At 68.2% G+C, this 20,641-nt stretch carries 19 protein-coding genes; 4 read left to right on the top strand and 15 right to left on the bottom strand.

Annotation, left to right across the window (positions count from 1 at the left end):
* Positions 1 to 166: 166 nt before the first annotated feature.
* The 6 genes from ABQE93_RS14830 to ABQE93_RS14805 are packed head-to-tail and all read right to left on the bottom strand — an operon-like array spanning position 167 to position 5,522.
* Entirely contained in the window at positions 167 to 496 is a 330-nt protein-coding gene (locus tag ABQE93_RS14830) for an ArsR/SmtB family transcription factor (protein WP_448408292.1), read from the bottom strand.
* 54 nt (positions 497 to 550) lie between these two features.
* A complete protein-coding gene (locus ABQE93_RS14825; RefSeq protein WP_448408294.1) occupies positions 551 to 1,273 on the bottom strand; it encodes a FadR/GntR family transcriptional regulator in 723 nt (240 codons plus the stop codon).
* Positions 1,274 to 1,277: 4 nt separating this feature from the next.
* A complete protein-coding gene (locus ABQE93_RS14820) occupies positions 1,278 to 2,051 on the bottom strand; it encodes a 3-oxoacyl-ACP reductase (RefSeq protein ID WP_448408296.1) in 774 nt (257 codons plus the stop codon).
* Positions 2,052 to 3,416, bottom strand: a complete 1,365-nt coding sequence (locus ABQE93_RS14815) for an aldehyde dehydrogenase family protein (protein WP_448408298.1) — start codon at positions 3,414 to 3,416, stop codon at positions 2,052 to 2,054.
* Positions 3,413 to 4,168 carry a gamma-glutamyl-gamma-aminobutyrate hydrolase family protein gene (locus ABQE93_RS14810; protein ID WP_448408300.1) on the bottom strand — a complete coding sequence of 252 codons (756 nt, stop codon included), beginning with the start codon at positions 4,166 to 4,168 and terminating at the stop codon, positions 3,413 to 3,415. Before ABQE93_RS14810 ends, ABQE93_RS14815 begins: the two co-directional genes overlap by 4 nt.
* Positions 4,155 to 5,522 (bottom strand): glutamine synthetase family protein, encoded by a 1,368-nt coding sequence (locus ABQE93_RS14805; RefSeq protein ID WP_448408302.1) that lies wholly within the window; start codon positions 5,520 to 5,522, stop codon positions 4,155 to 4,157. Before ABQE93_RS14805 ends, ABQE93_RS14810 begins: the two co-directional genes overlap by 14 nt.
* 176 nt (positions 5,523 to 5,698) lie before the next feature.
* Here ABQE93_RS14805 and ABQE93_RS14800 point away from each other — a divergent pair, with 176 nt between their 5' ends.
* The 3 genes from ABQE93_RS14800 to ngg all read left to right on the top strand — a co-directional run bounded on the left by ABQE93_RS14800 (position 5,699) and on the right by ngg (position 11,001).
* Complete coding sequence (locus ABQE93_RS14800) at positions 5,699 to 7,231, top strand: amino acid permease (RefSeq protein WP_448408303.1); 1,533 nt, start codon at positions 5,699 to 5,701, stop codon at positions 7,229 to 7,231.
* Between the two features lie 177 nt (positions 7,232 to 7,408).
* Positions 7,409 to 9,214, top strand: coding sequence for an N-acetylglutaminylglutamine amidotransferase (locus ABQE93_RS14795; RefSeq protein WP_448408305.1), 1,806 nt, complete (start codon positions 7,409 to 7,411; stop codon positions 9,212 to 9,214).
* Entirely contained in the window at positions 9,211 to 11,001 is a 1,791-nt protein-coding gene (ngg, locus tag ABQE93_RS14790) for an N-acetylglutaminylglutamine synthetase (protein ID WP_448408306.1), read from the top strand. Before ABQE93_RS14795 ends, ngg begins: the two co-directional genes overlap by 4 nt.
* A gap of 3 nt (positions 11,002 to 11,004) precedes the next feature.
* On the opposite strand, the gene ABQE93_RS14785 is transcribed toward ngg, so the two are convergent.
* The 4 genes from ABQE93_RS14785 to map form a co-directional block, all read right to left on the bottom strand.
* Positions 11,005 to 11,556, bottom strand: a complete 552-nt coding sequence (locus tag ABQE93_RS14785) for an alpha/beta fold hydrolase (protein ID WP_448408699.1) — start codon at positions 11,554 to 11,556, stop codon at positions 11,005 to 11,007.
* Between the two features lie 74 nt (positions 11,557 to 11,630).
* Positions 11,631 to 12,290: a hypothetical protein gene (locus ABQE93_RS14780; protein ID WP_448408308.1), complete on the bottom strand. Its 660-nt coding sequence runs from the start codon at positions 12,288 to 12,290 to the stop codon at positions 11,631 to 11,633.
* A complete protein-coding gene (locus ABQE93_RS14775) occupies positions 12,287 to 13,786 on the bottom strand; it encodes a cobyric acid synthase (protein ID WP_448408310.1) in 1,500 nt (499 codons plus the stop codon). Before ABQE93_RS14775 ends, ABQE93_RS14780 begins: the two co-directional genes overlap by 4 nt.
* A 94-nt stretch (positions 13,787 to 13,880) precedes the next feature.
* Positions 13,881 to 14,738 carry a type I methionyl aminopeptidase gene (gene map / locus ABQE93_RS14770; protein WP_448408312.1) on the bottom strand — a complete coding sequence of 286 codons (858 nt, stop codon included), beginning with the start codon at positions 14,736 to 14,738 and terminating at the stop codon, positions 13,881 to 13,883.
* Between the two features lie 41 nt (positions 14,739 to 14,779).
* Here map and ABQE93_RS14765 point away from each other — a divergent pair, with 41 nt between their 5' ends.
* Entirely contained in the window at positions 14,780 to 15,226 is a 447-nt protein-coding gene (locus ABQE93_RS14765) for a nuclear transport factor 2 family protein (RefSeq protein ID WP_448408314.1), read from the top strand.
* Here the strand turns inward: ABQE93_RS14765 and ABQE93_RS14760 are convergent.
* From ABQE93_RS14760 to ispG, 5 genes are all read right to left on the bottom strand, one after another.
* Positions 15,223 to 15,807, bottom strand: coding sequence for a DUF1707 SHOCT-like domain-containing protein (locus ABQE93_RS14760; protein WP_448390908.1), 585 nt, complete (start codon positions 15,805 to 15,807; stop codon positions 15,223 to 15,225). The two genes, ABQE93_RS14765 and ABQE93_RS14760, sit on opposite strands and share 4 nt — an antisense overlap.
* A gap of 19 nt (positions 15,808 to 15,826) precedes the next feature.
* Positions 15,827 to 17,632, bottom strand: a complete 1,806-nt coding sequence (locus ABQE93_RS14755) for a penicillin-binding transpeptidase domain-containing protein (RefSeq protein ID WP_448408316.1) — start codon at positions 17,630 to 17,632, stop codon at positions 15,827 to 15,829.
* Positions 17,633 to 17,840: 208 nt separating this feature from the next.
* Positions 17,841 to 18,500: a GNAT family N-acetyltransferase gene (locus tag ABQE93_RS14750; protein ID WP_448408318.1), complete on the bottom strand. Its 660-nt coding sequence runs from the start codon at positions 18,498 to 18,500 to the stop codon at positions 17,841 to 17,843.
* Between the two features lie 24 nt (positions 18,501 to 18,524).
* The gene (locus ABQE93_RS14745) at positions 18,525 to 19,379 is read right to left on the bottom strand and encodes a GNAT family N-acetyltransferase (RefSeq protein WP_448408320.1); all 855 of its coding nucleotides are present in this window, start codon (positions 19,377 to 19,379) and stop codon (positions 18,525 to 18,527) included.
* A gap of 55 nt (positions 19,380 to 19,434) precedes the next feature.
* Positions 19,435 to 20,634: a flavodoxin-dependent (E)-4-hydroxy-3-methylbut-2-enyl-diphosphate synthase gene (gene ispG, locus ABQE93_RS14740; protein ID WP_448408322.1), complete on the bottom strand. Its 1,200-nt coding sequence runs from the start codon at positions 20,632 to 20,634 to the stop codon at positions 19,435 to 19,437.
* Positions 20,635 to 20,641 lie beyond the last annotated feature (7 nt).

Raw genomic sequence — 20,641 nt, 5'->3', positions numbered from 1 at the left:
TTGACCATCGCCATCTCCAAAACGTCATGCCGGCCGCAGCCCAGCGTTGCCATCTGATGGCTCAACGGTGGTCCGCGTACGTTCAACGACGCTGAAGCGGCGATGAAATGCGCAGGTGACAGTCGCCAATGCGGGGTTTACGCGCCGAGGAGGCGTGGAACGGCTCTCAGCCGTGCCGGGCGCCGATCCAGTGCAGCAGGTCGTGCACGATCTCGTCTTCGAGTCGGTAGCTGACCGAGCGCCCGACCCGTGTCGAGCTGACCCAACCCTGCTGGCGCAGCACGCGCAGGGCTTGGGACACGGCGTTTTCCGACCTGCCCAGCGCGGCGGCCAGGTCGCCCACGAAGATGCCCGGCGCCCGGTGCAGGCAGAGCAAAATCTCCAGCCGGTGCGTGTCGGACAGCAGGTCGAAACGCTGAGTCCACACCGCGGCGTCGACATCGGCCAGCGCCGACGCCGCCCGTTCCACCTTTGACTGATCGCTCTGCGTTTCCACTACCCACAATCTAATCCAGTCGGGACCGAAAACCACGTTACGGCGGCGTCAGCCCTAGTCCAGGAAGCCGTGCAGCAGGGCGGCCGATCCCTCGACGTGCGCGCGCATCGCAGCCGCGGCGCCTTCGGCGTCTCCCGCCAGGATCGCTATCACGACCGCCTCGTGCTGTTCGTCGGAGTGGGCGATGTTGCGGGGCAGCAACGGAATCTGGTCCAACAGCGCGTTGAGGCGCATTCTGTTCTCGGCCAGCACCGGTACCAGCGACGGCGACCCCGCGGCTTCGGCGATGGCCAAATGCAGGCGGGAGTCCAGCCGCCGGTAATCGTCCGGGGCGGCGGCGCGGACATCGGTCAGACGTGCCCACAGCACTTCACGTTCCGTGGCAGCCAGCGTGCGGCTCGCGGCCATCCGGGCCGCGCCGACTTCGAGAATCTCGCGCAGCCGCACGGCATCGTCGATCTGGGCGCGGGTCACCTCGTCGGCGTCATCGCGGTGCCGGGGCAACTCTTCGGCAAGGAACGTGCCACCGTAGCGACCGCGCCGCGACACCAAGTAGCCGGCGTCGGCCAAGGATCTGATCGCCTCGCGCACGGTGTCGCGGCTGACACCCAGCCGCGCGGCGAGTTCCCGTTCGGGCGGCAGCGATTCGCCCGGCTGCAGCACCCCCAGCTTGATGGTCTGCAGCAACCGAGCGACGGTGTCTTCGAATGCGTTGCCGAGCCGCACCGGCCGCAGAAGCGCCTCGCTGACCAATGGAGCATCTGGATCCGCGGTCATGGGCTCAGAGCGGGGTCACGTAGTGGCCGCTGATGCCGCCGTCGACCAGAAACGTCGAGGCGGTGATGAACGACGCATCGTCACTGGCCAAAAACGCTACCGCGGCGGCGATTTCGTCGGGCTCAGCGAACCGGCCGACCGGCACGTGAACCAGGCGTCGGGCCGCGCGCTCCGGGTCCTTGGCGAACAATTCCTGTAGCAGCGGGGTGTTCACCGGGCCCGGGCACAGCGCATTGACCCGGATGCCTTGGCGCGCATACTGCACCCCGAGTTCACGCGACATGGCCAGCACGCCGCCCTTGGATGCGGTGTAGGAGATCTGTGAGGTCGCCGAACCCATCACCGCGACGAACGACGCGGTGTTGATGATCGACCCGCGTTGGTTGGGCACCATGTGACGCAGGGCCGCCTTGCTGCAGAAGAACACCGACTTGAGGTTGACGTCCTGCACGTGGTCCCAGGCGTCGGCGCTGGTGTTCTCGATGAGGTCGTCTTCGGGCGGGCTGATACCAGCGTTGTTGAACGCGATATCGACCGCGCCGTGAACCTCAAAAGCGGTGTCGAACAACCGATCCACTGCCACCTGATCGGCGACATCGACCTGTACGAAGGTCACATTGAGATCGTTGGCGACGGATTGGCCGACCGTTGCATCGACGTCGCCGATGACGACGATCGCGCCTTCGTTGCGCATCCGCTTGACGGCCGCCAACCCGATACCGCTCGCCCCGCCGGTGACGACAGCGACCTTGTCCTTGAGCCGCTGAGACAAATCCATTCAGCTCTCCTCGACTGCGAAGAAGACGTTCTTGGTTTCGGTGAACGACAGCGGCGCGTCCGGTCCGAGTTCGCGGCCGAGACCGGACTGCTTGAACCCGCCGAACGGGGTGTGGTAGCGCACCGACGAATGCGAATTGACCGACAGGTTGCCGGCGTCCACCGCCCGCGACACCCGCACCGCCCGCGACAGGTTGTCGGTCCAGATCGATCCGGACAGCCCGTACGGGGTGTCGTTGGCCAGCGCGATCGCGTCGGCTTCGTCGTCGAACGCCAACACGGTGACCACCGGGCCGAAGATCTCCTCACGCACGGTGCGGTCGGTGCGCTGCGGCGTCAACACGGTCGGCGGGAACCAGTAGCCGGGTCCTGACGGGGCGTGACCGCGAAACGCGACGGGCGCCTCGTCGGGAACGAACGACGCGACGGTGTCGAAGTGCGTCTTGGACACCAGCGGCCCCATCTCGGTCTTTTCTGCGCGTGGGTCGCCCACCACCACACCCTTGACGGCGGGCTCCAGCAACTCCATGAAGCGGTCATAGACGTTGCGCTGTACCAGGATCCGGCTACGCGCACAGCAGTCCTGACCGGCATTGTCGAACACGCCGTACGGTGCGGTAGCAGCCGCCTTCTCGAGATCGCAGTCGTCGAACACGATGTTGGCGCTCTTGCCGCCCATTTCGAGGGTGACGCGTTTGACTTGTGCTGCGGCGCCGGCCATCACGCCGGTGCCGACTTCGGTCGAACCGGTGAACACGATCTTGCGCACATCGGGATGGGTGACGAACCGCTCCCCCACCACCGAACCCTTGCCGGGCAGCACGCAGAGCAGGTCGGCAGGCAACCCGGCCTGCACCGCCAACTCCCCCAGCCGGATCGTGGTCAGCGGGGTCCATTCGGCGGGTTTGACCAGGACCGCGTTGCCTGCGGCCAGCGCCGGGGCGAACCCCCACGACGCGATCGTCATCGGAAAGTTCCACGGGGTGATGACCGCGACTACCCCCAGCGGTTCGTGGAACGTGACATCGAGGCCGCCGCCCACCGGAATCTGCTTGCCCGACAGACGTTCCGGGCTGCCGGCGTAGAAGCGCAGCACGTCGCGCACGTGTCCGGCCTCCCATTCGGCGTTGCCGATCGGGTGTCCGGAGTTGGCCACCTCCAACGCGGCCAGCTCGTCGATGTGCGCGTCCACCTCGTCGGCGAACGCCCGCAGCGCATCTGCCCGCTCGGCGGGGGCCAGCCGCGCCCACCCCCGTTGGGCGGCCTTGGCGCGGGCGACCGCGTCGTCGACGCCTGCGACGTCGGTCTGCTCGACGGTGGTCAGCACCTCTTCGGTGGCCGGGTTGATGATCTGCGACGTCGTCATGCGTTCACCCTTTCGGTCGCGAACCCGGCGGCGGCCTGTACCACAGCGGCGAACAGCCGCAGATCGTCGAGCCGCTCCTCGGGATGCCACTGCACCGCCAAAGCGAAGTTCTCCCCGGGGATTTCGACGGCCTCAATGACACCGTCGGCGTCCTGGGCGCTGATGACCAACCCGTCCCCGAGCCGGTCGATGGCCTGGTGGTGGTAGCACTGGGCATCGGAGGATTCGCCGATCAACGCGGCCAGCCGGGTGCCGGGCACGGTGCGTATCGCCGACGTGGAGAACACCGCGTTGCCCTGCTGATGGTGGGTGTGGCCCACCACGTCGGGCAGATGCTGATGCAGGGTGCCGCCCAGCGCGACGTTGAGCACCTGGGCGCCGCGGCAGATCCCCAGCAGCGGCATACCGCGCCGCAGCGCGCCGCGGACCAGCGCGAATTCCAACGTATCGCGGATGCGGTTGTCGGCGGAGTCGGCGTCGGTGGTGAGATGCGGTTGCTGGCCGTAGCTGGCGGGCATGACATCTCGCCCGCCGGTGATGATCAGCCCGTCGAGGCCGTCGAGGAGCCGATCGGCGATGTCGTCGTCGACGGGTTGGGGCGGCAGCAGCGCCGCGATACCGCCGGCCCGGGTGACCCCTTCGAGGTAGATCGCCGGAAGAAAGCTGGCCCGCACATCCCAGACACCGGTCTGGGCCTGCTGAAGGTAGGTGGTCAACCCGAGGACGGGGCGGACGGAATCAGAGCCGCTCAAAACCGCGCACCCTTTCCCAGTCGGTCACCGCGGAGTTGAACGCCTCCAACTCCACCCGGGCGTTGTTGAGGTAGTGCTCGACGACGTCGTCGCCGAACGCCGCGCGCGCCACCTCGGACTTGCCGAACAGCTCGGCGGCCTCGGCGAGCGTCGTCGGCAGCCGCTCCGCGCCGCTGGTATAGGCGTTGCCCTGCATCGGATCCGGCAGTTCCAGTTCACGCTCCACGCCGTACATGCCGCCGGCAATCAGCGCGGCCACCGCCAGATACTGGTTCACATCACCGCCGGGCGTGCGGTTCTCCATCCGCATGCCGTGGCCATGACCGACCACTCGCAGCGCGCACGTGCGGTTGTCGATGCCCCAGGCGATCGCCGTCGGCGCGAAGCTGCCGTCGACAAAACGCTTGTAGGAGTTGATGTTCGGCGCGAACATCAGCGTCATCTCCCGCATCGTCGCCAGCTGGCCTGCGATGAAGCTGCGGAACATCGCCGACATTCCGAGCGGTTGATCGGGGTCGGCGAACACCGGCGTGCCCTGCTGATCGCGCAGCGAGATGTGGATGTGGCAGCTGTTGCCCTCCTGCTTGTCGAACTTCGCCATGAACGTCAGGCTCTTGCCGTGCTGATCGGCGATCTCCTTGGCGCCGTTGCGGTAGATCGTGTGGTTGTCACAGGTGACCCGCGCGTGGTCGTAGCGGAACGCGATCTCCTGCTGGCCGCGGTTACATTCGCCCTTGACGCCCTCGCAGTACATGCCCGCGCCGGTCATGCCCAGCCGGATGTCGCGCAGCAGCGGCTCCATCCGCGTCGAGGCCATCATCGCGTAGTCGACGTTGTAGTCCGAGGCCGGCGTCAGCTCGCGGTACCCCTTCGCCCACGCCTGGCGGAAACCGTCGTCGAACACCATGAACTCGAGTTCGGTGCCGACGTAGGGCACCAGGTTCTTCTCGGCGAGCCGGTCGATCTGGCGGTTGAGCACGCTGCGCGGCGCCGCGGTCACCGGGTTGCCGTCGTGCCAGCACAGGTCGGCGATCACCAGCGCGGTGCCCGGCAGCCACGGGATGTGCCGCAGCGTCGAGAAGTCCGGCGTCATCACCATGTCGCCGTAGCCGGTGTCCCAGCTCGAGGTGGCGTAGCCATCGACGGTGTTCATGTCGACGTCGACGGCCATCAGGTAGTTGCAGCATTCCGCGCCGTGCTCGCCGACCTCTTCGACGAACAGCCGGCCCGACACCCGCTTACCGGTCAGCCGGCCCTGCATATCGCAGAACCCGACGATGACCGTGTCGATGTCGCCGGCGGCGACCAGCCGCTCGAGGTCGGCGCGCGACAACATCCCTGCAGTAGTGCTCATCCGCAGCCTCCTCGGCCTCCACTATGACGAGAGATGACGACCAGTCAACCATTGAAGCTTGCCAGCCTGGTTTTCACTTCGACCAGTTAACGGGTTTGTCACTCCAAAGGTAGGACATCAGACCTTTATCGAGTTTATTCTCCGGATGGCCCACATCGCCGACAACGGGAGAACGCATGGCCGACGAGAAGCGCAAGTCCTCAGGAGGCGTCTCCTACCAGCAGGCCGGTGCCGACTACTTCGAGAAACGCAAGCTGGTGCGCACCGCGGGATTCTGGGGGCTGTGGGGTATCGGCGTGGCGGCGGTCATCTCCGGCAACTTCTCCGGCTGGAACTTCGGCATCGGGGAAGCCGGCTGGGGCGGTTTGGCGATCGCCTCCGTCGTCATCATCGTCATGTACTTCGGGATGCTGTTCTCCATCGGCGAGATGGCCGCGGCGATGCCGCACACCGGCGGCGCCTACTCGTTCGCCCGCGCTGCGATGGGCCCGTGGGGCGGCTTCGTCACCGGTTTCGCCGAGACCATCGAGTACGTCTTCACCACCGCGGTGATCGTGTACTTCTCCTCGACCTACGCCGACGCGGTGACCACGGAGTTGTTCGGCCTGACCATGCCCGGCTGGGTGTGGTGGATCATTCTCTACGCGCTGTTCGTCGGGCTGAACGCGGTGGGCGCGGAGGTCTCCTTCAAGTTCGCCATCGTCGTCGCGGTGATCTCGATCGGCATCCTGGTGCTGTTCGGCATCCTGGCCATCGCCAACGGCGCCGTCGACTTCACCAAGCTGCTTGACATCCCGGCCGATGCGGCTGCGGCCGGCTCCAGCTCATTCCTGCCCTTCGGCGTCGTCGGCATCCTCTACGCGTTGCCGTTCGCGATCTGGTTCTTCCTGGGCATCGAAGAGCTGCCGCTGGCTGCCGAAGAGTCGCACAACCCGAGCAGGGACATTCCGAGGGCGGGCATCTGGGGTCTGATCACGCTGATCGGCACCGGCTCGATCGTGTTCTTCCTGAACCCGGCGGTGACGGGCTCGGCGGCACTGGGTGGATCCGACGAACCGCTGCTCGACGGCTTCCGCGCGTTCCTGCCGGCCAGCTGGGCCGCGGTCCTGTCGGGCTTCGCGCTGATCGGGCTGCTGGCCAGCCTGCAGGGCATCATGTACGCCTACGCCCGCAACATGTACTCGCTGAGTCGCGCCGGGTATTATCCGAAAGCGTTGTCGCTCACCGGAGTTCGGCAAACCCCCTATGTGGCGCTGGTCGCGGGAGCGGTGATCGGGTTCATCGCGCTGGTCATCGTGAACTACAACGAAGGCGCCGGTGACGTGGTGCTCAACATCGCGGTGTGGGGCGCGGTGCTCGCCTACGGGCTGCAGATGGTGTCCTTCGTGCTGTTGCGCCGCAAGTTCCCGACCGCGCGGCGGCCGTGGGTCAGTCCGACGGGCATCTGGGGCGCCGTGGTCGCGCTGGTCATCGCGGCGGTCACGTTCGTCGGCGTGCTGCTGAACCCGACGTACCGCCCGGCGATCATCGCCATCGTCGTGTTCTACGCGATCGGGCTGCTGGTGTTCGGCTTGTACACCCGACACCGACTGGTGCTCTCCCCCGAGGAGGAGTACGCGGTCACCGGCGGGCTGCACGGCTTCGACCCGGAGGCCGAGGGCCTCGGCGGCACCATCGAAGACGAGATCCTCAAGGGCCGCACCGACTAGCCCCCCGCCGCCCCTCCGCCATCTCCGCCGAAAGGGACAAACGGGCGGGCACGTACGAGTAAATCCCGCCATTACGTCGATCTCGGCGCCACAAGGTGGCGGCTCGACGGCTGCGGCTGGATCGAGGGCACCCCCACCGGCAGCACGCACCGGCGCGCAACGGGTAGGGTCGAATACGTGTGCGGAGCCACCGGCGAGGTACGTCTCGACGGCCAGACACCCGACATTGCCGCCGTCTCGGCCATGGCCCAGGCGATGGCACCGCGGGGTCCCGACGCTGCGGGGGCGTGGTCCCAGGGAAGAGTGGCGTTCGGCCACCGACGCCTGAAGATCATCGACCTTTCGGCAGCAGGCGGTCAGCCCATGGTCGACGGCGAGCTGGGGCTCTCGATCGCCTGGAACGGCTGCATCTACAACTACAAGCAGCTGCGCCGCGAACTCAGCGAGCACGGCTATCGCTTCTTCTCCCACAGCGACACCGAGGTGCTGCTCAAGGGCTACCACCGTTGGGGTGACCGGTTCGTCGAGCGCCTGCACGGCATGTTCGCGTTCGCGATCGCCGAACGCGACAGCGGCCGGGTGCTGCTCGGCCGCGACCGCCTCGGCATCAAACCGCTGTATTTGACCGAGAACTCGGCGCGCGTCCGGTTCGCGTCGTCGCTGCCCGCGCTGCTGGCCGGCGGCGATGTCGACACCCGCATCGACCCCGTCGCCCTGCACCATTACCTGAGCTTCCATTCCGTGGTGCCGCCGCCGCGCACGATCCTGCGCGGCGTGACGAAGGTGCCGCCCGCGACCCTGGTGGCGATCGAGCCCGACGGCGCCACGAAGATGACGACGTACTGGACACCGGACTTCACCCGGCGGGCCGACCGCGCCGACTGGTCCGAACGCGACTGGGAGGACGCGGTTCTGGAGTCGCTGCGCGTCGCCGTCGACCGCCGCCTGGTCGCCGACGTGCCGGTGGGGTGTCTGCTGTCGGGCGGCGTGGACTCCAGCCTCATCGTCGGCCTGCTGGCCGAAGCCGGCCAACACGGGCTGGCGACGTTCTCCATCGGGTTCGAATCGGTGGGCGGGGTCAAAGGTGACGAGTTCCGCTACTCCGACATCGTCGCCGAACGCTTCGACACCGACCATCACCAGATCCACATCGACACCGCACGGATGCTGCCCGCGCTCGACGGCGCGATCGGCGCCATGAGCGAACCGATGATCAGCCACGACTGCGTGGCGTTCTACCTTCTCAGCCAGGAAGTCGCCAAGCACGTCAAGGTGGTGCAGTCCGGGCAGGGCGCCGACGAGGTGTTCGCCGGCTACCACTGGTATCCGCCGATGGGAGAGCCCGAAGCCGGGCCGCTGCAGGGTTCGGTGGACCGCTACCGCCAAGCGTTCTTCGACCGCGAGCCCGGCGGCATCGCCGCGCTGGTGACCCAGGCCTTTTTCGCCGACGGCGACCCGAGCGGCGCCTTCGTCGCCGAACACTTCGGGCACGACGGCGCCGAGACCGGCATCGACAGGGCACTGCGGCTCGATACCACGGTGATGCTGGTCGACGACCCGGTCAAACGCGTCGACAACATGACGATGGCCTGGGGGCTGGAAGGCCGCGTGCCGTTCTTGGACCACGAGCTCGTCGAGCTCGCCGCCAGCTGCCCGCCGGAGCTCAAGATCGCCCACGGCGGCAAGGGTGTGCTCAAGCAGGCGGCCCGGCGGGTGATCCCCGCCGACGTCATCGACCGTCCGAAGGGGTATTTCCCGGTGCCGGCGCTGACGCATCTGGAGGGCCCGTATCTGGACCTGATCCGCGACGCCCTCTACGCGCCCGCGGCCAAGGAGCGCGGGCTGTTCCGGCCCGAGTCCGTGGACCGGTTGCTGGCCGACCCGAACGGACGACTGACCCCGCTGCGTGGCAACGAGCTGTGGCAGATCGCGCTGCTGGAGCTGTGGCTGCAGAAGCACGGTATCAACGGGGCCGCGGCGTGACCGGGCTCGACGGCAACGCCGCGCGCCCGCAGAGCGAGGACCACACCGAAGCCATCACGCTCGGCCTGCACGACGCCTCCCCGCAACACCTGGTCGACGCCATGGCCAGCGATGTCGTGGTCGAAATGGGTTGGGGCCGACTGGTGTTCGGTCAGACGTTCGCCGAGCCCGAAAAGCTCGCCGAGGTGTTGCGCCAGGAAGGCCCCGGCCGGCGCGACATCTGCATCTACGCCCGTGAACCGCACGTGCTGATCGCCAAGGCGCCCGCCGAGTTGTTCATCGACCCGAGCCACACCTACCGGTTGCGTTTCACCGAGGTCGACGCGCCCACCGTCGCCGCCAACGGGTTCAGGCTGCGCAGGCTGGAAAGTGTCGAAGACGCCGACGAGATGAACCGCGTCTACGCGCAGTGCGGCATGGTGCCCGCGCGCGTCGACGTCATCTGGAGCAACCACCAGCAGCAACCGGCCGTCGACTACCTGCTCGCGGTGCGCGACGACGACGGAGCGGTGGTGGGCACGGTCACCGGCGTCGACCACAAGCGATTGTTCTCCGATCCGGAGGACGGCTCGAGCCTGTGGACCCTGGCCGTCGACCCCACATCCAGCCTTCCCGGCGTCGGCGCCGCGCTGACCGGCGCGCTGGCCGCGCTGTACCGCGACCGCGGCCGCGCCTACATGGACCTGTCGGTTGCGCACGACAACGACGCCGCGATCTCGCTGTACGAGAAGCTGGGGTTCGAACGCGTGCCCGTGATGGCGGTCAAACGCAAGAACGCCATCAACGAGCCGTTGTTCACCCATCCGCCCGAGACCGTCGACGACCTCAACCCGTACGCGCGGATCATCGCCGACGAGGCCATGCGCCGCGGAATCTGGGTGGAGGTGCTCGACGCCGAATCCGGTGAGATGCGGCTGTCGCACGGCGGACGCACCGTGATCACGCGAGAATCCTTGTCGGAATTCACATCCGCGGTGGCGATGGCGCGCTGCGACGACAAGCGGCTGACCCGGCGCATCGTGTCCGACGCCGGCATCGTCGTGGCCCGCGGCCGCCTGGCGACCTACGACGAACGCGACCACGCCTTCCTCGAGGAGGTCGGCGACGTGGTGGTCAAGCCGACCCGCGGCGAGCAGGGCAAAGGCATCACCGTCGGCATCGAAACCCCCGAAGAACTGGAAGCCGCGCTGGCACGCGCCCGCGAACAGCATCCGGAGGTGCTGATCGAACAGCGCGGGGCGGGCGACGATCTGCGGCTGGTCGTCATCGACGGCAAGGTCGTGGCCGCCGCGCTGCGGATGCCCGCCGAGATCCTCGGCACCGGCCACCACACCATCCAAGAACTGATCGAGGCCCAGAGCCGGCGCCGGGCCGCGGCCACCGGCGGCGAATCCCGCATCCCCGTCGACGACGTCACCGTAGCCACCGTGCGCGAAGCCGGTTGGTCGTTTGACGACGTCTTGCCCGAGGGCCACCGGCTGCGGGTGCGCCGCACCGCGAACCTGCACCAGGGCGGCACGATCCACGACGTGACGGCCAAGGTGCACCCGCACCTGGGCGAGGTGGCGGTCAAGGCCGCCGACGCCATCGGCATCCCGGTGACCGGCATCGACCTGCTGGTGCCCGACGTGACCAAACCGGACTACCTGTTCATCGAGGCCAACGAGCGTCCCGGGCTGGCCAACCATGAGCCTCAGCCCACCGCAAAGGCTTTCGTCGACTTCCTGTTCCCGGGCAGCCCCGCGCTGCCGTCGGCGTGGATGCCGGAGGAGTCACCGACCCCCTGAGGGTTACCAGGTGCTGGAGCGCATCACGATCTCGGCGGCCAACTGCGCGGTCGAGTCCTCGGCGTTGCGCCGGCCCAGCAGGTCGACGATCCGAAAGTCGCCGTACACGTAGCGCTGGCTGGCCCGGGTCACCGACCGCGAGGCCGCCGAGCTGACCAGCGCGGTGGTGTTGAGTTCCACCGGCGGGCAGTGCTCGTCGCGCACCACCCCGGACACGTCGGCCACACACGGGTGGCCGCGGTCGATCACCACCAGCCCGATGAACCGGTCCAGCCGGGTGGCAGCAAGCTCCCAGGCCAACTCGCCGCCGACGCGGTCCCCCACCAGCAGCGCCCACTTCACCGCGAGCGCGTCGAGGATGCCGATCACCGATTTGGCCGTCAGCCGCGGATCGGCGCCGACGACGATGGTCCGCAGCGACGCGGTGTGCAGCCGTTGACACACCGCCTCGTACGCCGTGGGCGAGTGATGGGCCGCGCACAACAGCAGCACCACCGACCCCTTGTCGGGGCCGGAGACCAGGACGGGCACGCTGAATCCGTCGACGGTGACCATGGAGGACGGCACTGGGCCACGCTAGCGCGGGTAGCCCGGCCACGGGCGGGTTTTGCTTTGGACGAACAGCGGGGTCATACCGCCTCGATGCGCTGCGCCTGTTTGGCTGTCAGATCCAGAAAAGTCTGGGGCAGCGAAGCTTTGACCGGCACCGTCGGGTTGGGGGTGGGAAAGGCGACACCGAAAACCGCCATCGGGCCGACGTTCTCGAACGAGAAGTAGACGCTGTTGTCCACGTCGCCGAGGCGCATCGTCTGCTGGTACACCAACGCCTGCGCACGCGGCGTCACCACCTTGGTGGTGGTGATCGGTATGCCCGGCTCCGACGGGTCGAAGAACGTCTCGAACCGGGCGCAGCGCTCGGCGGTGGCGGCCAGCCGGTCCAGATCCAGCGGCCAGGTCAGCACCGTGATCACCATCCGGGCGCCGTCATAGCCGACGAGGTACTCGGCGGCGCTGCCCGGGCCGCGCTCACCGGAGTCGGCGATCACCCGGGTCAGACCGTCCGAGCAGCCCGCCGGTTTGGACACCATGGACGGCGCGGTGAGCCCGCCCTCGGGCTCACCGGCGCCCTCGGTGATGCGCTCGTACTGCACACCGGGCGGAAAGTCGGCGGCGCTCAGCAGCACCTTGTCCAGCCGGGCACCGGGCCACGTCGGGGTGCCTGCGATGTGGTGTGCGCACCCGGCCAGCGTCGCGGCGACGACGGCTGCTGCGACGACGCGCAGTGTCACGGTGCCAGCTTCGCGGTGATCGTCGGGCGGGGCGGCGGGTCACCGTCGAGCAGATCCAGCACGGCGTTGACGTCGAGGTGGGCGGCCAGCAGGTCGGCCATCACATCGAGTTGGGCATCGCGGCGCGCACGGACGTCGACGTCGTCGGCGACCACGAACCCCGTCCGGCCCGCGGCCACCGCCACCTCCGAAAGCCATTGCCGCCGAACGTCGTTGTTGTCGAGCAGCCCGTGCCAGTGGGTGCCGAACACCATGTCGCGCCGCACGCCCACAGCGTTCGTACCGCCCAGCCAGTCCTCGGCGGCGCAGCGGGTGAGCCGGCCGTGGTGGATCTCGTAGCCGTGCAGCGGAGCGTCGTGGTGGCGCAGGGTCTTGTCGGGTGCGAACACGACGTCGGCGTCGAGCAGGCCCAAACCGCGGGTCGCGCCGGTCCCCGACTCCACGGGATCGTCGATGCGTCGGCACAGCATCTGAAAGCCACCGCACACCCCCAGCACCGGCTTACCGGCTTCGGCGTGCGCGCTGATGGGCCCGGCCAGCCCGCGTCGGCGCAGCCAGTCCAGATCGGCGACGGTGGCCTTGCTGCCGGGGATGACGATCACGTCGGTGTCGGCCAGGTCGGCGGGATCGGCGACCCAGCGCACCAGCACGCCGGGCTCACACGCCAGCGCCTCGACGTCGGTTGAGTTGGAGATGCGCGGTAACCGGATCACGCCGACCCGCAGCCACTGCGTGCCGCGCGGCGGTTGCGGATCCCCGAGCACCTGATGCGCCAGCACCGAGACGGAGTCCTCGGTGTCCAGCCACAGCCCGTCGGCATACGGGATGACGCCGTAGGTCGGCCGACCGGTCAACTGCTGCAACTGATCCAGGCCCGGCGCCAGCAACGCCGGATCGCCGCGGAACTTGTTGACGACGAACCCGGCGATCAGGCGTTGGTCGGCGCCGTCGAGCACCGCGACCGTGCCGTAGAGGTGGGCCAGCAGACCCCCGCGGTCGATGTCGCCGACCACGACGACCGGCAGGTTCGCCGCCCGGGCCAGCCCCATGTTGGCCAGATCGGTTGCCCGCAAGTTGATCTCGGCCGGTGAACCGGCGCCTTCGCAGATCACCGCGTCGAATTCGCTTTGTAGCTGCTGCAATTCGTCGACCACCACGCCTGCGAGCCGCTCGCGATGGCTGAAATAGTCCCTGGCGCTGACGGTGTCGGTCACCTGGCCGCGCACCACCAGCTGTGAGGTGCGGTCGCTGCCCGGTTTGAGCAGGATCGGGTTGAACCGGGTGTGCGGGGCCAGCCCTGCGGCGCGGGCCTGCACGGCCTGCGCGCGCCCGATCTCGCCGCCGTCGACGGTGACCGCCGAGTTGTTGGACATGTTCTGCGCCTTGAACGGCGCGACGCGGATGCCCTTGCGGTACAACAGCCGGCACAGCCCCGCGACGACCATCGACTTGCCGGCATCCGATGTGGTGCCGGCCACCAGCAGCGCGCCGCTCATGTTCTGATGGCGAGCAGTCGCAGAAGGCCCTTTCTCGAGGCCGAAATGGGGCCTTCTATGGCTGCTCGCGGGAAGGCGGCTCGCGGGAAGGCGGTCACAGCAACGTCAGGATCTCGGCGCCGTCGTCGGTGACCACCAGCGTGTGCTCGAACTGCGCGGTCCACTTCTTGTCCTTGGTCGCCACGGTCCAGCCGTCGTCCCAGATCTCGTAGTCCAGCCCGCCGAGGTTGATCATCGGCTCGATGGTGAACGTCATCCCGGGTTCCAGCACGGTCTCCACGGCGGGCTGGTCGTAGTGCAACACCACCAGACCGTTGTGGAAGGTGGTGCCGATGCCGTGGCCGGTGAAATCACGAACCACGTTGTAGCCGAACCGGTTTGCATACGATTCGATAACCCGGCCGACCACCGACAGCTGCCGGCCCGGTTTGACGGCCTTGATCGCGCGCATGGTGGCCTCGCGGGTGCGTTCGACCAGCAGGCGGTGCTCCTCGGCGACGTCGCCGGCCAAAAAGGTGGCGTTGGTGTCCCCGTGTACCCCGTGGATGTAGGCGGTGACGTCGATGTTGACGATGTCGCCGTCCTCGATGACCGTCGAGTCCGGGATGCCGTGGCAGATGATCTCGTTCAGCGACGTACAGCAGGACTTCGGGTAGCCCTTGTAGCCCAGGGTGGACGGGTAGGCGTCGTGGTCGACCATGTACTCGTGGGCGATACGGTCCAGTTCGTCGGTGGTCACACCCGGGGCGACGGCCTTGCCGGCCTCGGCCAGCGCACCGGCGGCGATGCGGCCGGCGATGCGCATGTTCTCGATCACCTCCGGGGTCTGCACCCACGGTTCGCTGCCCTCGCGCGCCGTCTGCTTGCCCACGTACTCCGGGCGGGCGATGTGCTTGGGCACCGGCAGGGTCGGTGACACCTCGCCGGGGCGAAGAGCGGTGCGAACAGGCATGACGCCAGAATAGTCGGAGCGTCGGGTTAGATTCGGTGGCGATGACGATCGATGAGGTGGACGCCCAGTTCGCCGCCAGGTTCGCCGAGCGCTTCGCCGACGCCTGGCGCAGCCCCGACCTGGCCAAACACGAGGCGATGTGGCGCGAGGACATCGTGTTGAGCCAGCCGATGATGGGGACGCTGCGCGGTAAGCAGGCCTGCCTGGAGGCGTTTCAGCGGCTGTTCGCCCTGATGCCGGATCTGCACGCCGACGTCCGCCGGGTCGCACACGGCCACCACGCGGTGTTCATCGAGTTCACGCTCAGCGGAACCTACGGCGGCAAGCCGATCTCCTGGGACGCCGTCGACCGGTTCACGTTCACCGGCGGCCTGATCGCCGAACGGGTGTCGTACTTCGACTCCACCCCGCTGATCGGTAAGCTGGTCGCCCGCCCCGCCGGCTGGGACCGGTTGGCGCGCATCGGTTCCCAGCTGTTTCGGCGCTAACGGTCGAACGGGCCGAACCGCCACGGTCGCCGCGGCCCGCGGATGTCGACCGATCCGCACACCACCTTGCCGGTGAGCACGACATGCGGTCTGCCCTCGGCGGGTGCGTCCCTGCGGTGGTCGCGTGCGCTGCCGACGAGCACCTCGACGTCGTCGATCGACGCGCTGGCGCCGTCGGGCAGCCGCAGGTCCAGCCCGCCGAACCTGAGATCGAGCTCGACGACGACCATCGGGCCGGCGAACCGTGCCCGGGTCAGGTCCAGATCGATCGACCCCATCCGGCGGCGCAGCGCCAGCCGGGTCGGCACCGTCCACTCGCCGTGGCGCTTCAGCGAGCCCAGCACCCCGCGCAGTTCCACTCGGTCGGTGGCCGAGGTGACGATCGCACCGGGTCCGGGCAGGTCGTCGACCAGCGCTTCGAGGTCGGAGTGCAGCCGGGCCTGCGCGACGGCCGCCGAGCGCTCTTCGAACTCGTCGATGTCGATGAGCCCCAGCGCGACGGCGTTGTGCAGCCGCCGCAACGTGCCGCTGCGGTCGGCGTCGGATACCCGCATGAAGGCGTGGTCGTCGATCCCTGTCATAGCCCTTCCGACAGGCTACTCAGGCTTGATAGTGCGCGGGCAGTCCGTCGAGCATGCCCTTGAGCATCCGCACCGCGTACTCCGAGGATCCGCCGCCGACGATCAGCGCCGCGAACGCCAGGTCGCCGCGGTAGCCGGCGAACCACGAATGCGATCCGCCGGCGAACTCCGCCTCACCGGTCTTGCCGCGCACGTCACCGGCGCCCTGCAGACCTTCGGCGGTGCCGTTGGTCACCACTAGCCGCATCATCGGCCGCAGCCCCTCGAGGATCTTGTCGCCGATCGGCTCCAGGTCTCCGTTGACCTCGGTCGGGCGGCCCTGGATCAGCTGCGGCACAGGGGTTTTGCCGGCCGCGACCGTCGCTGCGGCCAGCGCCATGCCGAACGGGCTGGCCAACACCTTGCCCTGGCCGAAGCCGTCCTCGGTGCGTTCGGCCAGGTTCACCGTCGGCGGCACCGAACCGGTCACGGTGGTCAGCCCCTCGATGTCGAAGTCGGTGCCGATGCCGTATTTGGCGGCCGCTTTGGTCAACCCGCGCGGCGGCATCCGGCTGGCCAGTTCGGCGAACGTGGTGTTGCACGAACTCGCGAACGCCCGCGACATCGGCACGGTGCCCAGGTCGAAGCCGCCGTAGTTGGGAACAGAGCGATGCCCGATGTCGATGGTCCCCGGGCACGGCAGCAGCGTGTTCGGCGTGGCCATATCGCGTTCGATGGCCGCGCCCGCGGTGACCATCTTGAACGTCGAACCGGGCGGATACAGGCCCATCGTGGCGATCAAGCCCTCGGCGTCGGCCGCGGCGTTCTGCGCCACCGCCAGAATCTCACCGGTGGACGGTTGCAGCGCCACGATCATGGCCTGCTTGCCGGTGGTGTTGACGGCCTGCTGCGCGGCGTCCTGCACGACCCGGTCGAGGCTGATCCTGATCGACGGCGCCGGTTCGCCGGGCACCTCGTGCAGCACGTCGACGTCGACCCCGTTCTGGTTGACGGTGACCACCCGCCAGCCCGCCTGCCCGTCGAGTTCGCCCTGCACCGCGTTTCGGACTTGGTTGATGATGGCCGGCGCAAACTTTTCGTCGGTGGGCAGCAACGCGGCCTGCGGGGTGATCACCACCCCCGGGCGCGCCGCGATGGCGCCTTTGACCCGGTCGTGGTCGGCCTGCGCCAGGATCATCAGCTGCAGCGGCTCTTTCGACGAGCTGGCCAACTCGGCGAGCCGCTGCGGGTCCATGGTGTGGTCGAAGGGGTGCAGCGCCTCGGCGACGGCGTGGGCGGTCGGCATCAACGCCTCCCCTGCCGCCTTGGCGTCCAGCGCGTAGCTGTAGCGGTAGCCGGGCACCAGTACTTCGGTGCCGCTGCGTTCGATGACCGACGCGCGCGGTGGTTGGTCGGCGCGCAGCGTGAAGCTCTGGTTCTCCCCGAGTGACGGGTGCAGCCCGGTCGCGCTCCAGCGCACCTTCCAGCGGCCTTCGTCGCGGACCATGTTGAGCTGGCCGTCGTAGGTCCAGGTCCGGTCTTTGGGCAGGTGCCAGGTGTAGCGGTAGGTGATGGCGCCGGTGTCCTCGGTGTACTTGGAGCCCAGGATCTGGGTGTCCAGGTGCGTGGCCTGCAGTCCAGCCCAGCCTTGGTTGAGCGCTTGGCGCGCCTGGGCGGGATGGTCGGCGAACTCCGCTGCAGCGGTGGTGTCGCCGGTGGCCAGCGCGGCGAAGAATTTTTCGGCGGTCGACTCGGGCCCGCTCGGCCGGGGTGTACACCCCACGAGGCCCACGCCCAACGCCACGGCCGCAAGCAGACCCGCTACTCGTGATACTGAAGTTGCCATTGGGGCAGATGTTACGAAGCTGAGACCCAAACTTCGGGTAGGCGCGCTCCAGTCTTTCGCCGAGACCGACGCTTTGGCGGGAAAACGCGGGTGAAATCGACCAAAGCGTCGATCTCGGCGCAAGCCGGGGTACTTCGCTCGGCGGCCGAACGTTCCTTACCGCTCGAAAATTCGGCGAAAACTCGCGTGGTAAGGAACGTTCGCGGCCTCAGGACCCGGCGGCCGGTGCGCGCACCACCAGCGGCACCGCCGGGAAATACGCGGCCATCTCGGTCCGCGACTTGCGCAGTGCGGCGGTGCCGTAGCCCTGTTTGCGGTGCTCGGGGTGAATCCAGATCCGCACGTTGACCTCACCGGACACCAGGTCGCCGAACACCATGCCGATCTTGCGCGACCCGTGCACGGCTACCAGCCACGCGGCCTCTTCGGCGTTGACGCGGCGCAGCCCGGCCCGGATCTCCTCGTCGAGGTCACCGGCGGGTGCACGCGACCCGTCCCCCGCCTCCCGCACGTCGGCGGTGCGCGCCGCGAACACGTCGCGGTCCTCATCGGGGTTGAACGGCCGCAGCACCATGGTGTCGACGGGAGGGACCGGCTCGCCCATGGTGAAGCTGAGTTGGTTGTTGAGATCCTCGAGTTCGGCGATGATCCGGCGCCGCGCCACCTTGGTGAGGCGGTCGAACGACAGCCGCAACACCGCTTCGGCGGCCATGGCCGACGTGCCGAGGTGCGCGGCGATCGCCTCGATGGCCGCGTCGTAGTCGTCGGCCTCGACGATGACGTCGAGCAGCTCGTGACGGTGTTCGAGCGCACGCATCAGCGCATCGGCGATCTCTCTGCGCGCCACCCTCGGGTCCACGTCGGTCATTCTCTGAGCGTAACGAGAACGTTCTCAGTCGAGCAGCACCGTGGCGAACGTACCGACCTCGGCGAAGCCGATGCGCGCGTATGTCGCGCGGGCGACGGTGTTGAAGCTGTTGACGTACAGGCTGGCGATCCGGCCGCTGCGCACGATCGCCGACGCCAGCGTCGCGGTGCCCGCCGTGCCCAGCCCGCGGCCGCGGTAGTCGGGGTGCACCCACACGCCCTGGATCTGTCCCACCGACGGCGACTGCGAACCGACTTCGGCCTTGAACACCACCTGGCCGCGGTCGAAACGCGCCCATGCCCGGCCCGCGGCGATCAACCCGGCGACCCGACGCCGGTAGCCGCGTCCGCCGTCGCCGATCCGCGGGTCGATACCGACCTCGCCGATGAACATGTCGATGGCGGCCACCAGGTACGCGTCGAGTTCGTCGGCGCGCACCGGCCGCACACCCGGATCGGTGGCGCACTGCGGCGACGCGCTCAACGCCATCAACGGCTGGTGTTCACGCACATCACGGGCCGTACCCCAGGTGCGCTCCAGGCGTTGCCACATCGGCAGCACCAACTCGGCGCGACCCACCAACGACGAACAGCGCCGCGCCGTGCTGGTCGCCTTGTCGGCGAACGCCTCCAGATCGGTTGTCTGACCGCGCAACGGAATGAGGTTGGCGCCGGCGAAACACAGGGATTCGTTCACCCGTCGCCGCGTCCAAAGTTCACCGCCGATCGCCGAGGGCTCCACACCGTGTTCGGCGACCCGCGAGGTGACCATGCAGGATCCGACCGGATCCTCGTCGAGCACCCGCATCACCGCGCCGACGTCGCGCACCACCGACACCCGTCGATCCTCTGCGAGACGAAACAGCGGCGGAGCCGACATGGAGACTCTTTCTAACCAATCCCGGCGGTGGGTGGCTGCGCTGGCGAAGCCACGTTCAGCTTACGGTGACAATCGGCGAACCGCTCCCGGTTGTTTCACCGCCGTCGCCGCCACCGGCGTCCCCGGCTGCCTCGCCCAGTTCCGAGGCCAACCGCATCGCCTCCTCGATCAGGGTTTCGACGATCTGTGCCTCGGGCACCGTCTTGATCACCTCGCCCTTGACGAAGATCTGCCCCTTGCCGTTGCCGGAGGCGACGCCCAGGTCGGCCTCGCGGGCTTCACCCGGACCGTTGACGACGCAGCCCATCACCGCGACGCGCAGCGGCACATCGAGCCCGTCGAGCCCGGCCGTCACCTCGTTGGCCAGCTTGTAGACGTCGACCTGCGCGCGCCCGCACGACGGGCACGACACGATCTCCAGTGAGCGCGGCCGCAGGTTCAGCGATTCCAGGATCTGGTTGCCGACCTTGACCTCTTCGGCGGGCGGCGCGGACAGCGAGACCCGGATCGTGTCGCCGATCCCGCGCGACAGCAGCGCCCCGAAGGCCACCGCGGACTTGATGGTGCCCTGAAACGCCGGGCCCGCTTCGGTCACCCCGAGGTGCAGCGGGTAGTCGCACTGGGCGGCCAGCTGCTCATAGGCGGCGACCATGACGACCGGATCGTTGTGCTTGACGCTGATCTTGATGTCGCCGAAGCCGTGTTCCTCGAACAGCGACGCCTCCCACAGCGCGGACTCGACCAGCGCCTCCGGGGTGGCTTTGCCGTACTTCTCCATGAAGCGCTTGTCCAGCGATCCGGCGTTGACGCCGATGCGGATCGGAATCCCCGCCGCGCCCGCGGCCTTGGCGACCTCACCGACCCGGCCGTCGAATTCCTTGATGTTGCCGGGGTTTACCCGCACGGCCGCGCATCCGGCGTCGATCGCGGCGAAGATGTACTTGGGCTGGAAGTGGATATCGGCGATCACCGGGAGCTGGCTGTGCTTGGCAATCTGGGCCAGCGCGTCGGCGTCTTCCTGACGCGGGCACGCGACCCGGACGATGTCGCAGCCGGTCGCGGTCAGCTCGGCGATCTGTTGCAGCGTCGCATTGACGTCGTGGGTCTTGGTCGTGGTCATCGACTGCACAGCGATCGGATGGTCGCTGCCGATCCCGACGTCGCCCACCATCAACTGGCGGGTCTTGCGCCGCGGTGCCAACGTCGGGGCGGGCAGTCCCGGCATTCCGAGACCGACGCCGACGGCGGAAGTCATGTGTATC

The organism is Mycolicibacterium sp. XJ662, from assembly GCF_053484035.1.
This window is presented reverse-complemented; position numbering and strand designations above follow the sequence as displayed.